11 protein-coding genes are annotated in these 12,938 nt (G+C 69.6%); all 11 read left to right on the top strand.

Features of this window, described 5'->3' with window-relative positions; translation table 11 throughout:
* Positions 1 to 63 precede the first annotated feature (63 nt).
* The 11 genes from A5789_RS03195 to A5789_RS03245 all read left to right on the top strand — a co-directional run bounded on the left by A5789_RS03195 (position 64) and on the right by A5789_RS03245 (position 12,919).
* The gene (locus A5789_RS03195; RefSeq protein ID WP_030513931.1) at positions 64 to 360 is read left to right on the top strand and encodes a hypothetical protein; all 297 of its coding nucleotides are present in this window, start codon (positions 64 to 66) and stop codon (positions 358 to 360) included.
* Positions 357 to 620 carry a hypothetical protein gene (locus A5789_RS03200; protein ID WP_308248237.1) on the top strand — a complete coding sequence of 88 codons (264 nt, stop codon included), beginning with the start codon at positions 357 to 359 and terminating at the stop codon, positions 618 to 620. The genes A5789_RS03195 and A5789_RS03200 overlap by 4 nt, the downstream gene beginning before the upstream one ends.
* A gap of 99 nt (positions 621 to 719) precedes the next feature.
* A complete protein-coding gene (locus A5789_RS03205; protein WP_064902606.1) occupies positions 720 to 1,553 on the top strand; it encodes a hypothetical protein in 834 nt (277 codons plus the stop codon).
* Positions 1,554 to 1,633: 80 nt separating this feature from the next.
* The gene (locus A5789_RS03210) at positions 1,634 to 3,109 is read left to right on the top strand and encodes a hypothetical protein (RefSeq protein ID WP_030513934.1); all 1,476 of its coding nucleotides are present in this window, start codon (positions 1,634 to 1,636) and stop codon (positions 3,107 to 3,109) included.
* The gene (locus tag A5789_RS03215) at positions 3,106 to 4,596 is read left to right on the top strand and encodes an SCO6880 family protein (RefSeq protein WP_030513935.1); all 1,491 of its coding nucleotides are present in this window, start codon (positions 3,106 to 3,108) and stop codon (positions 4,594 to 4,596) included. Before A5789_RS03210 ends, A5789_RS03215 begins: the two co-directional genes overlap by 4 nt.
* A 6-nt stretch (positions 4,597 to 4,602) precedes the next feature.
* The gene (locus tag A5789_RS37610) at positions 4,603 to 7,986 is read left to right on the top strand and encodes a hypothetical protein (protein WP_227463132.1); all 3,384 of its coding nucleotides are present in this window, start codon (positions 4,603 to 4,605) and stop codon (positions 7,984 to 7,986) included.
* Positions 7,987 to 8,021: 35 nt separating this feature from the next.
* On the top strand, positions 8,022 to 8,291 hold the full coding sequence (locus A5789_RS03225; RefSeq protein ID WP_227463133.1) for a transposase: 270 nt from the start codon (positions 8,022 to 8,024) through the stop codon (positions 8,289 to 8,291).
* A gap of 10 nt (positions 8,292 to 8,301) precedes the next feature.
* On the top strand, positions 8,302 to 10,005 hold the full coding sequence (locus A5789_RS03230; RefSeq protein WP_064902607.1) for a peptidoglycan DD-metalloendopeptidase family protein: 1,704 nt from the start codon (positions 8,302 to 8,304) through the stop codon (positions 10,003 to 10,005).
* 149 nt (positions 10,006 to 10,154) lie between these two features.
* Positions 10,155 to 10,664: a hypothetical protein gene (locus tag A5789_RS03235; protein ID WP_082940443.1), complete on the top strand. Its 510-nt coding sequence runs from the start codon at positions 10,155 to 10,157 to the stop codon at positions 10,662 to 10,664.
* A gap of 36 nt (positions 10,665 to 10,700) precedes the next feature.
* Complete coding sequence (locus A5789_RS03240; RefSeq protein ID WP_063019269.1) at positions 10,701 to 12,536, top strand: type IV secretory system conjugative DNA transfer family protein; 1,836 nt, start codon at positions 10,701 to 10,703, stop codon at positions 12,534 to 12,536.
* Positions 12,533 to 12,919 carry a DUF4913 domain-containing protein gene (locus tag A5789_RS03245; RefSeq protein ID WP_227463134.1) on the top strand — a complete coding sequence of 129 codons (387 nt, stop codon included), beginning with the start codon at positions 12,533 to 12,535 and terminating at the stop codon, positions 12,917 to 12,919. The genes A5789_RS03240 and A5789_RS03245 overlap by 4 nt, the downstream gene beginning before the upstream one ends.
* The last annotated feature ends 19 nt before the right edge of the window (positions 12,920 to 12,938 follow it).

Here is a 12,938-nt window from a genome sequence, read left to right on the forward strand (position 1 = left end):
TTCCGACGGTGTACCTCCGGTACCCGGCTTTGTATTCCGATCACCTATTGAGAAGGACGCTCGATGAGTACCATCCTGGCCGCTGTACACGAGACGTACGGCGTTGTTCTCGCTCAGGTCGGGAATCCGACACCCGAGACGCCGCCGGCCGCCGACAAGCTCATGAAACTGGTGCGCTACTTCACGTGGTTCGTGCTGCTGTCGGGCATCTTGGGCATCACCTACGCCGGTGGCCGCTTCGCCTGGGAGAAGTGGACCGGTGGCGGCCTGGAATCGCCGAAGATGGTGGCGGGCGCCATGATCGGCGGCATCGTCGCCACCAGTGCGGGCACGATCATGAACGCAGTCATCGGATCGTGAGGGGCGCCGCGATCGTGCTGGCCTACAAGCAGATGCCCGCGGACGTGATCGAACCGATCATGCAACTGATCAACTGGTTACTGTGGTGCGTGCTGTTGCTGTGCCTGGCCTGGATGATCATCTCCGCGGGCCGGCTGTGGTCGGCGATGCGCGACGACATGGCCGTCAACGACGCCTCGCACGGCATCGTGATGAGCCTGCTCGGCGCCATCGTGGCCAGTTCGGCGAGTGCGATCGCATTGACCCTGCTTCCTGCGTGAGCCGGTGACAGATTTCCGTATGCACGCCGACGACACCACGGCGACAACAACATTCGACGAAACGACATTCGACGACGACCTGCGACGGGAGGTGACGGTATGAGTAACAAGGACACCTACGACGAGCGCAGCGGCGTCTCCTTCGGCGTCATCGTCTCCGCTGCCGTGATCGCCCTGATCGTGATCGTCGGCGTCTTCGTCTACGTCGGCCGCGACACCTCCTCTTCCGGCGCCCGGAAAGCGGATCCGCCGCCCTCGCCCGTCGCGGGCTCGGGCGCGACCGGATTCGCCGGACCCGATACGGATCTGTTCGGCCGGCGAGTCGATATTCCCAACAACCCTGCGGGACAACCGCTTCCGCAGAATTCCGCGCAGCAGCACAGCTCGTCGGATTCGGACTGGCTGACCGCGGCACCCGCCGGCACCACCGAACCGCGCGGCTGGCAGCGGGTCTACGGCGCCTCGGTGCCGTTCTCCACCAGCGACGGTCCGACCCGGATCGACGACAAGGGGCTGGCCGTCGGCTATTCCCACACACCGCAGGGGGCGGCATTGGCGGCGGCGCAGATCACCTATCGGCTCAACGCGCGGCCCGGCGACCGGGATCTGTACGTGCGCCAGGTGCGGGTCTCGGCCCAGCAGATCGCGGCCTACGACAAGGCGCGCGGTGACGGCAAGCTGCCCGATCAGCAGCCGGCGCGGATCACCAAGTACCTTGTCGCACCCGATGCGTTCCAGATCGAGAACTACGCCGACGATATGGCGATCGTGCGGCTGGCCGCCCGCGGGCCGAACAACGACGGCAAGCAGGTGTGGGCGGCGATCCGGCTGATCATGGTGTGGGACAACGGGGATTGGCGACTCAAACCCACCGACACCAGAGCCACGCCGAGTGAATACGTCGACACCCTGCAGGGGTGGACCCGATGGTGAGCACAGCGTTTTCGAGAAAGGCACGAGAGTCAGCCGATGGTCCGGATCGATTCCCTGCGACGCATCGAGGAGTGGATCTCATGGTGAGGCGCATCGTCACGATCCTCGCGGTCGTGTTCACCGTCATGATCGCGACCCCGACGGTGGCCTACGGGCAGACCTACGGATTCGACCAGACCTGTAACGAGATTCACGACGATCTCGACGGTCTGGGCTTGCCCGGCGTATCGCTCGGCGACGCCGCCTCCGCGGCGTGCAAGGCCGGCAACGCCGCCACCCATCCCGGTGACGCCGCGAACGCGGTGAAGGACAAGGCGTGGGATTCCACCTTCGGCAAGGTGGTCGACTCGTTGATGAACGGTCTGGGCGAGGCGCTGATCCTGGCGCTCACCTTCTGGATGAAGGTGCCCAACGATCGCATCAGCGACGGAGGAGCGCTGTTCCAGAAGATCAACGACTACACCTATCAAGCGCAGATTCTGCTGCTGATCGTGTCGGTGATCCTGTCCGGCGCCAGACTCGCCGAAGCCAGACGCGGTGCGGCACTGAGCGAGGCCGCGGAATCGTTCCGGATGTTCGCCCGCGTGGTCTTCAGCTCCTGGATGCTGGGTGCGGTGGTGGTCGCGGGTACGCAGGCATCGGACCGCTTCTCGCAGTGGGTGATCGAGGACGCCACCAACGGCAATGCTCGCAGCCTCGCCGAGTTGATGGTGAAAACCTCCAAGCTGCAAGCCTTTTCGCCCGGCCTGGTGCTGATCATCGCGATCGTCGGCCTGCTCGGCGCGCTGGCGCAGATCGTGCTGGCTATCGTGCGCCAGGGCATGCTGGTGGTGGCCGCGGGTGTGTTGCCGCTGGCCGCGGCGGCGTCGGGCACCAGTACCGGCCGCCAGGCGTATCCGAAGCTGATCGGCTGGATCATCGCGTTCATGCTGTGGAAACCGGTGGCCGCGATCGTCTACATGATCGCCTTCGTCACCGCCGGTGACACCAACTCGACGACTCCGACCTCGGGTCTGCCGGACGCCGACCAGGCGCAGCGGATGCTGGTCGCGATCGTACTGCTGTGCAGTGTCGCCTTCGTCCTGCCCGCGCTGATGCGGCTGGTCACCCCGGCGGTGGCGATCGCCGGCAGCGGTGGATCCGGCCTGGGCGCCACCGGAGCGGTGCTGCTGGGAGCAGCCGCACTGGGCGCGGTGGGTACCAAGGCGGTCGGCGTGCGCACCCAGGCGGCGGCGGGAGCGCCGGGATATGTGGGGCGCAACGGAGGTCAGCGTCCGCCCGGCGGTACCGGTCGCGGCGGCAGTCCCCGGCCCGTTCCGCCGCGCGGCCCGCGCCCCGGCGGCGGTGGCGGGGGTCAGCAGGCGCCCGCGAGTCCACGCGCACCCGGCGGTGCCGCGGCGGTACCATCCGGCGCGTCGCGAGCCATGAACAACATCGCGACGGCCCGGGCCGCGGGCGCGCACCTCAACCGCGCCGACGAAGCCATGGGCGATATCGCCGGTGACCGCTGGACCAACCGCGCACCCGACCTCGGCAGGAGCACCATCCCGCGATGACGACGACCGACACCTACGAGCGCCGCTCGTACGGGCTGTGGCAGAAGCCCCGCAGCGCAGGCCTTTTCGGGTTGCGCTGGGGGGAGACGGTGCTCGGCTTCGTCGTCGTCATCACCGCCCTGATGACGGCGCTGGTCGCCGGGCCGAAACCGGCGCTGTTCGTCGCGATCATCGGTGTGGTCGTGATGGTTCCACTGGTGTGGCGGACGGGGGGCCGCTCCGGTTACGAGACGGGATTGATGATGTTCCATTGGTTGCGCGGCCGCAGCAAGGGCGAGCACGTCTATCGCGGCGGCCGGTTCTCCCGCATCCCCGGCGGCGTCGCGCGCCTGCCCGGACTGATGGCGCCCTCGCGGCTGTACGAGGGAATCGACGCCGGCGGCTACAGCTTCGGCATGATCCACCTGCCGCAATTCGCGCAGTACACGGTCGTGCTCCGGGCTTGGCCGCAGGGACACGAGGCGGTCGACCAGCCGGTGATCGATCGGTGGGTGTCCGCCTGGGGAACCTTCCTGGCCTCGCTGGGCCAGACCTCCGACATCGTCGCGGTGGTTCCGGTGATCGATACCGTGCCGGAGACCGGAAACCGTTTGCTCACCGAGGTTTCCACCATCACCCGGCCGGAATCGCCGGCGCTGGCGCAGCAGGTGATGTACGAGCTGGCGACCGAATTGCCGCAGGAGCGCGTGCAACTGCTGCCGCGCGTGGCGATCACGTTCAAGGCCACCACCGCCGAGCGACGCAAGAATCCGGCCGAGGAGGCCGTCGAGATCGGTCGCCGGCTGCCGGGGATCTGCGCGGCGCTGGCCGAAGCGGGCGTGCGGGCGCAGCCGATGTCGGCCGACGAGGTGATCTCGTTCATCCGTCGCAGCTACGACCCGGCCGCGCAGGCCGATCTAGAAGTGGCCGCCGGCGAGATCGGCGGGCACGGGCTGGATTGGGCCGACGCGGGCCCGATCTCGCACGAGGAACGCTGGGATCAGTTCATCCACGACGGCGGCCGCTCGGTCACCTGGGAGATGGACGCCGCACCCGAGGGCGCGGTCGACGAGCGGGTGCTGCAGCGCCTGCTGGCACCGAATCCGGAGGTCCCGCGCAAGCGGATCGCGATCGTCTACCGTCCGCATTCGGCCGCCGACGCCGCCGAGATCGTGGACGACGACTACAAGAACGCGCTGGTCGCGCAGCAGAGCGAACGGGGCGTGGTCTCCGCCTCGGCGACGCTGCGGGTGGGCGCCACCCAGCAGGCGCGTGAGGAACAGGCGCGCGGTCACGGCGTGACCCGATTCGGTGCGCTCGTCACCATCACCGAACCGCTGCGCGGTGATCTGCCGCGGATCGAAGCCATTACCCGCGACCTGTCCACACAGGCCCGGTTGAAGATCCGGCGTTGCTACCGCTACCAGGCGGCGGCCTTCGCGGCCTCACTCGGCTGCGGGGTGATCCTGCCGGAACACGCGAGTATTCCCAAGGCATTGGCGGGGTGAGCGCAGATGGCAGGTGAGCACGAGCCGCCGGTTCGCTACCGGGGCGAACCACCGCGCTACAGCGAACGGGTGGTGGATCCGGAGAACCCGGTCCAGGCCCGGCCGCGCACGCGCACGGGCCACGACGACGAATGGGGCATCGAGGCCTACGCGCCCGGCCTGCCCCGCTCGGAATACGGTGGCGCACCTGCCGATTGGGACGACGTACCGCTGCGCCCGGCGCGCCGGCGAGCACGACGCGAGGAGGGTGAGCGCACCCGACCGGACGCCGCCGCGCCCCAGGAACGCGGTGGGCGCGCGACGGGGCACTCGCGCACGGATGCCGGCGCGGACGGTTCGGGACGCACCCGAGGAACGGCTCCCCGGCGGGAGACCGAGCGTCGCCCGGCACCCGAACCGGACGTGAGCGGCGGTGCGCCGCACCGTGGTTCGGGCAGTGACCCGATCTCCGGCGAGCGAGGCTCGGGAAGTCCGCGGCGGCGCGGTGACGATGCGGCGAGGCCCGGATCCGCCGGGGGCGACCGTGCGATGCGGCGGGCCGAGTCGGAGCCGGGGCGTCGTCGTCCGGCGGACGGCGACCGAGACGGATCGGCCGGGCGCGACGGGAACCGCCGCGGGACCGGCGATGCGGGCGGCGCCCGCGGCCGTGCGGGCGGGGATGGGGTGGAGTCCGAGCGGAACCGGGGCGGCCGGTCGACATCGGAGTCGGCGCGCAACCGGTCCTACGGTGGCCGGGACATCGACCGGTCGAGCACGCACCCGGGCCGTGATACCGGATCGAACGGTGACGCGGCACCGCGAACGACCCTGTCCGAGAACGACGAGACGCGCGACGACGTCGCGACGACCCGCACGGCGACGCCGCGAGCCGGTCGCCGGGTCGTGGGCGCGGAGGACAGCGCGGACCGTGAAAGCCATGGCGCCGAGCGCGATACGGTGACGCCGACGACAGCGAGCGGCCTTCGACAGCAAGGGGCCGGCACGGCCGAGGAGTCCGGGCGGGACGGGAGCGCGGCCGGAGCGGTTCCGCCACCGCCCGGAGATGCGGACTCGCCGACCGCGACGCGCCCGGCGCCGAGCGACCACGACTCACCGGACCAGGGTGCGGACCTCGTGGACGGCGACCGCGCCGCTCGTGCCGAGGAGGCCGAGCGGGACGCCTCCACGGACCGCACCGGGTCCGCGCGCACCCGCGCGAGCGGTCGAGCCGGTGCGGCGGACGGCGCCGCCGCCGACGACCGGACCGCGGCACGCTCCGGCGGCGACACCGCGTCCGCGTCCCGCGTCGCCGACCACGATGCGCCGCACGACAATTCGGCCGGTGCCCGCACCCGGCGCCGGGTGAGCGGGCCGGAGGACCGGTCCGACGATCGAGAGATTTCCTATGCGCATGGCACCCCGCACTCGGCCGAGCTGCCGGCCGGATTCGACCAGGTATCGCCCGAGACGCGCGGAGGGCGCTACATGACCGGCGACTACGAGCCGGCGCCGCGGCGGAGTACGCGCACCGAATACAATTCGGGGTCGTCGCGCCGCCGGACGGAAGCGCCCGCGCGGCGATCCGGCCGGGGACAGCGCACGCTCCGTGATCGCAACGGCTCCAAAATGGCGTCCTACGAACAGCTTTCGCGGACCGCTCGTGCCGACGCCGAAGCGGGCAATCGGCGGGATCGGCGCAGTAAACCGGTCAAGAAGAAGAATCAGGGCCCGCCTCTGCTCGACGACGCGGCCCGGGCGCGGCTGGAGGCGGTGGCCCGCGAGGGCGCCGGATTGCGCGCCGCCTGGGCGGCGTTCCGGATTCGCACCGACGACCTGCGCCGCGTCAACGCCGCGGCCCGCATCGAATCGGTCGTCGAGGACGGATTCGACCGCGGCACGGCGCAATTGACCGATCGCGGCTATGTCGGCCCCGGCGGCGGCCGGATGAACGTGGTGGGCCGCCCGGTCGAATACCGGGCCACCACCGCGCAGGTCGCCGGACTGTGGCCGTGGTCGGTGGGCGCCGGCGCCCCGCTGATCGGCACCCCGCTCGGCTCGCATCTGCACACCGGCGCGCCGGTGTGCTTCGACCCGATGAACTGGTTCATGCGCGGCAGTTTCATCACCGCCCCGAGCCTGTTCGTGCTGGGGCTCAACGGTTTCGGTAAGTCGTCGCTGGTGCGCCGCATCGTGCTCGGCGGTGTGGCCCAGGGCATCACGCCGCTGATCCTGGCCGATGTGAAACCCGACTACCGCAAGCTGGTGGAGATGGTCGGCGGCCAGGTCATCGACCTCGGCTACGGCCACGGCAAACTGAATCCGCTCGCCGGTGGTGTGCTCGGCTCGATCGTGCCGCTGCTGGACGACCTGCCCGCACTGCAACTGCAGGTGACCCAGGAATTGCGGGCCCGCCAGGTCACGTTGATCGCGGGTCTGGTGGAACTCGTGCGCGGCGCCCGCGTGCGCGACTACGAGGAGACGTTGATCTCCACGGCGCTGCGCATCCTGTACCGCGAGGGCAGCGGCTTCGCTCCGGAATCGCCGCCGATCATGGAGGATCTGCTCGAGGTGGTGGTCGGCGGCGGCCAGGAGCTGATGCTCGATGCCGGCGCCGACAACGCCGAGGAATACCACGAGGCCACCAAGGGGCTGCGGCGGTCGCTGCGCGCACTGACCCAGGGACCGTTCGGCGCGGTCTTCAACGGTCAGACCACGACACCGATCGACACCTCCTCGGTGGCGGTCTGCATCGACGTCTCGCACATCCCGACCGGGGACAAGAAGCTCAAAGCCGGTGTGATGCTGGCCTGCTGGGCCGACGGCTTCGCCTCGGTGGAGGCCGCGCACGTCCTCGCCGACGGCAAACTGGGACCACAGCGCTACTTCCAGGTCGTCATGGACGAGCTGTGGCAGGTGCTGGGACTGGGCGACTTCATGGTCGACCGCGTCGACGAACTGACCCGTCTGCAGCGCGGCATGGCGACCTCGCTGATCATGATCAGCCACACCATCAAGGACCTGCAGTCGCTCGGATCCGAGGCCGCGATCGCCAAGGCGCTGGGCTTCCTGGAACGCGCGCGCGCCAAGATCTTCGGTGCGCTGCCGCCCGAGGAGATCAGCCGCCTGGACTCGACGATCCCGTTCACCTCCGCCGAGGAGGAGATGGTCACCAGCTGGTCGGCCCCGCAGGCGCTGACCGGCGAGGCGCTCAAACCCGGCCAGGCCCGACCGCCCGCGCCCGGCACCGGAAAGTTCCTGCTCAAGATCGGTGAGGATCGCCGCCCCGGCATCCCGTTCCATATGGAGTTCACCGTGTCGGAAAAAGAGAGCGGAATCCACGAGACCAACCAGCGTTTCAGCGAATTCACCGAATCCACGGCCCGGCGGGGCGACGAGGGGAGTGCCGCGTGATGCCGCACAGGTCATACCGAAGAGTGTCGCCGCAGGTGCGGAAGGCGGCGGTGGAGCAGGTCGTCGCGCTGACCGACAAACTGCGCAGCGAGTCGGAGGCCTGCCGGGTCGTCGCCGAACAGATCGGCGTGCACACCAATTCGGTGCGCAACTGGGTGCGTGCCGCGGAGGGGCCCAGCCTGGAACGGATGGACGCGGTGGCCCTGCGCCGCAAAGTGGCGCTGCTGCAGCAGCAGTTGGCGGCCGCGGCGGAAATGAATCGCACCCTGGTGGAAACCCTGAACGAAACCCGCCGCGCGACATGACGGGTGCGCGGTGAACGCGAAAACCCTCACCGCCCTCGTCCTCGGCGGTGTCGTCTCTCTGATCACCCTCGTGGTGGTGATCGTGTTGCCCTCCTCGGAGGATCCGTGCGCCGATCAGCCGACCGCGCCCGGTTCCGGCCTGCCGGACACCTCCGGCGCGCCGTGGGCAGCGGGGGCGCCGGAGTCGGGCTCCACCACACCGACCGCCACGACGGACCCGCGCGGCTCCACCTCCGCCTCCACCAGTGCCGCCGATATCCCTGCGGCACAGGCGAATCCGAGTGCGACCGGCGCGCCCTCGCTGGCCGCGGGGATCGCGCCGATCCGGCGCACCTGGCCGCTGCCGGGCGGATCCTTCACGGTGTCGGACACCTTCGGTGCGCGCGGAGGCACCCATCTCGGTGTGGATCTGGCCGCACCGGACGGCACCCCGGAGTTCTCGGTGGCGGACGGCGTCGTCGTCGCCGCCGGTCCCGCCTCCGGCTTCGGCAACTGGATCGTGATCGACTCCGTCGACGTCAACGGCCGTCCCTTCTCCGCCGTCTACGGCCACGAGTGGGCGAGCGGGGTGAAGGTGCGGGTCGGGCAGCGGGTGCGGGCCGGTGAGGAGATCGGCGCGGTCGGGTCGGCGGGCGAATCCTCCGGTCCGCATCTGCATTTCGAGATCGTGCCCGGCGGGCGCCTGACCGGCGGGCGTCAGATCGATCCGCTGCCGTGGCTCGACGGCGCGCTGACACCCAATGCCGGTGGCGCCTTCCCGTATTCGACGAACCCGCTGTGCAGCCGCGGATTCGGCAGCGCCGGCGGCGCGCTCGCCGACGGCAAGGTGCCGCCGGAGCTCGAAATCTGGTATCGCCGTGCGGGTTCGCTGTGCCCGGAGATCACCGCCTCGGTGCTGGCCGCGCAGGGCCGTCAGGAATCGGGATTCCAGCGCGGGCTCACCTCGCCCGCCGGCGCCGAGGGACTGGCTCAATTCCTGCCCACCACAGCGCGGGCCACCGATCCCGACGACGGGCGGCCGTATCTGCTCGACGCGGACGGCAACGGGGAGACCAGTCTGTGGGACGACGGCGACGCGATCATCGCTCAGGGGCGCTACATGTGTTCGATCGCCCATCAGGTCGAGCGGTGGATCGGCGAGGGCAAGGTGCACGGTGATGTGGTGCCGCTGTCGCTGGCCGCCTACAACGCCGGCGAGGGTGCGGTCCTCGCCTCGGGCGGGATGCCCAATCAGGTGGCCGCGCACTTCTCCGAAACCCGGCCCTACGTCACGAATATCCTCGCGATGGAGGCGCAGTACCGGGCGCCGGGGTCGATGGGCCGATTCCAGCCCGGTCACGGTTCGGCGGGCGCCGATATCCTCGCCGCGGCCCAGCAGTGGATGGGCACGCCGTACGTGTGGGGCGGCGGTGGCCCGCAGGGGCCGACCGGCGGTGGACTGGACGGCCCGGGGCTGACCTCGGCCGCGGTGTTCGCGGCGTCCTCGGGCGCGAAGACGTTGCCGCAGACCGCCGAACAACAGTGGGAGGCGGGGGCCGAGGTGCCGATGCGCAACGCGCAGCCGGGCGATCTGGTGTTCTCCCGCTTCGGGGTGCGCGGGCCGGCCGAGGTCGGCATCTACGCCGGCAACGGCCGGATGATCCGTTCCACCGACCCCTCGGGCGTGAGCGAAGCGCCCGTGCCCGGCGACGCGCGGTTACGGAGGGTGTTGTGACGGTACGACGATCGGGACACGCCGGGATCGCCGGATCGCCGGGAGTCGCCCGGCACCGACCGGGACCGATAATCTGGAGACAGCGTCCGGAGTTCCGGGCGCCGGGCCGCCGACCTACGGGACGGGCCGTCTACGCGAACCTGGTGGTGATGCTGGTGGTGAGCGTCGCACTGCTGTCCGGCTGCGCGGGCGGGTCCGAACGAGCCGAACCACCGGCGGCCACGTCGACTCCGCGTCAGCTCGAGGCCGCCCCGGCACCGGATCCCGGCACTCCCGACGGCGTCGCCGTCGCCGCGCTGCGCGAGATCTTCACCTGGTATCCGGCCACCGAGACGCAGGGCGCCTCGCTCGCCCGGGCCCGGAAGTGGCTGGGCCCCAGCCTGCTTCGCACACTCGACGCACCGCCGGGCGAGGAGACTCCGAAACCGACGCTGCGCTGGGCCGAATGGGGGCGTTCGGGTGTGCGCGTGGAAGCGTTCACCTTCGCATCCGGCGAGCAGGCCCCGGGCAACGGCGATTCGGACCACCAGCAGTTCAAGATCGGTATCGAGCAGACCGCCGTGCACACCGACGGTACCCGCGAGACGCTACCCCCCACGACGGTGATCGCCACCGTCGTCCGCACCCCCGACGGCTGGCGGCTCGACGGATTCCGTTGAGCCGCAGCCACATACTCGGTCATTCCAGGAGGCGAGATGGCGAAGAAGGTGAAGGACCCGGCCGATCCGGGACCGGACCTCGCGCTGTATCTGATCTACATCGGTTTCGCGGTGGTCGGCACCCTCTGGGGCGCACTGCATCTGGGCAACAAGCTGTCGACGGTGCCCCAGGACGTGCCGATCAATCCGATCGCCTGCATCGCGAAGATCGCGCGGGGACAACTGACGTGGCCGACCGCCTCCACGGTGATCGTGCTGCTCGTCGTGCTCGTCGTCGTCGGCATCGTGTTCATGCGGCGGGAGATGAAGAAGCGCCGCAGCCGCGGAAAACTGCCGGTTGACGACAAGGCCCAGTACATGGGGAGCGGCGGGGCGATCGCGGCACTCACCGAGGCCGGGGTGCGGGACAAGGCCCGGCAGCTGGGCGTGCGGCTCGGCTACGAGGATTCGCCCGGCGTGCCGATCGGTGTCGGGGTGATCGATGGTGTGATGCTGTTCGGTTCGTACGAGGATTTGCATCTCGACATCTGGGGCCCCCGCCAGGGTAAGACCTCCGCGCGGGTGATTCCGGCGATCCTGTCGGCGATCGGCCCGGTCCTCGTCACCTCCAACAAGCGCGATGTGGTCGACGCGACCCGAGATGTGCGGGAGAGCAAGGGTTCTCGCACGTTCGTCTTCGACCCACAGGGCGTCGCGGGTGAAGAGCACGCCCTCTGGTATTGGGATCCGCTGGGCTGGGTGGACGCCCGGCACGAAGGATGTGAGATGCGAGCGGCACGACTCGCAGGTCACTTCGCCGACGCCGACGACGGTGGCGAAGGTACCCCCGACAGCTTCTTCGACCCGGAGGCCGAAGATCTGCTGGCGGGTATGTTCCTCGCTGCCGCCGTAGCCAACCGGTCGATCACCCAGGTATGGGACTGGGTGACGGATCCGAGCGACACCGAATCCGTCCAGTTGTTGCGCGCCGCCGGGCACCATTACGTGGCCTCGGGTCTGGCACAGCAGTACAACGCCTCCGAACGGGTCCGTGACAGCATCTTCGGTACGGCGAAGAAGATGGTCCGCTGCCTGAAGTTGTCGAATGTGCACCAATGGGTCACGCCGGGCACCGATCGCTACGCGTTCGATGAATGGGACTTCCTGAACCGCAACGGAACCCTGTACTGCCTGTCGCTGGAGGGCCGCGGTTCGGCCGGCCCGCTGGTCAGTGCCCTCACCGAAGCGGTCGTCGACGTCGCGATGCGTAAGGCGACCCATGAACACATGGGCCGGCTCTCCATTCCGCTGCTCGCGGTGCTCGACGAGGCGGCCAACATCGTGCGCTGGAAGGATCTGCCGAAGCAGTACAGCCACTTCGGATCTCGCGGCATCGTCGTGATGACCGTCCTGCAGTCGTGGGCGCAGGGCGTGCGGTGCTGGGGTCAGGCCGGTATGGAGGCGCTGTGGGCGGCGGCCAATATCAAGGTCCTCGGCCCCGGCGTCGACGATATGGCATTCCTGGCGGCCCGTTCGGAGGCGATCGGCGACTACGACTCCATCTCGTCGTCGGTCTCGGAATCCAAAGGCGGCAAGAGTTATTCGCGTTCGCTGGGCTCCTCGCGGACCCTCAACGCGAACGCGCTGGCAACCCTGCCGCGCGGGCGGGCCGTGGTGTTCTCCTCGGGTGCGCCCGCGGTGCTCGTCCGGACCGTGCCGTGGTGGGAAGGGGAGTACGCTGCCGAGGTGCGCAAGTCGATCGAACAGCATGATCCGCAGCGTCGCACCACGATGAGCGACCTCGTGGGTGAGCGGACCGTCCTCGACGGCGGATCGATGCCCGGTGAGCCGCCCGAGACCTACGGACAGCCCGAGGAGGTTCGCCCGCTGTGAACGACCAGCCCCAGGACATGATCTACTCGAACGTGGTCGAGTTCGTGGAGAACTACCTCAGCCTCGTCTACCGGCGTCAGGTCACCGACCTCACCGATACGGTGTGGTGCCCCGAGTGGTGGAAGCACGCCGAGGCGGCCATGCGCCTCGAAGCACTCTGGCGCGCATGGGAGTACCTGCGCCAGGATCCGCAGACGGGGATGAGTGTGTGGTTCCTCGACCACGCGGACCCGCATATGGGGCGGTTGTTCGATCCGCGCGGGCCGTTCAAATACTGCAGTGTCCGCAACGGCCACAAGGATATGCTCAGCCCCCTCCCGCTCACCCCGCCGCAGCAGGGCATGTTCGGCGAACCCAGCAAGGCCGACCCGAACAAGGGCTGATCCGCGACCCGTCTCCGCG

The sequence above is a fragment of the Nocardia sp. 852002-51101_SCH5132738 genome (assembly GCF_001665695.1).
GTDB lineage: Bacteria > Actinomycetota > Actinomycetes > Mycobacteriales > Mycobacteriaceae > Nocardia > Nocardia nova.

Coding starts and splice junctions, on each gene's coding strand:
- A5789_RS03195 (WP_030513931.1), top strand. CDS start 64: ATGAGTACCATCCTGGCCGCTGTACACGAGACGTACGGCGTTGTTCTC.
- A5789_RS03205 (WP_064902606.1), top strand. CDS start 720: ATGAGTAACAAGGACACCTACGACGAGCGCAGCGGCGTCTCCTTCGGC.
- A5789_RS03210 (WP_030513934.1), top strand. CDS start 1,634: ATGGTGAGGCGCATCGTCACGATCCTCGCGGTCGTGTTCACCGTCATG.
- A5789_RS03215 (WP_030513935.1), top strand. CDS start 3,106: ATGACGACGACCGACACCTACGAGCGCCGCTCGTACGGGCTGTGGCAG.
- A5789_RS37610 (WP_227463132.1), top strand. CDS start 4,603: ATGGCAGGTGAGCACGAGCCGCCGGTTCGCTACCGGGGCGAACCACCG.
- A5789_RS03235 (WP_082940443.1), top strand. CDS start 10,155: ATGCTGGTGGTGAGCGTCGCACTGCTGTCCGGCTGCGCGGGCGGGTCC.
- A5789_RS03240 (WP_063019269.1), top strand. CDS start 10,701: ATGGCGAAGAAGGTGAAGGACCCGGCCGATCCGGGACCGGACCTCGCG.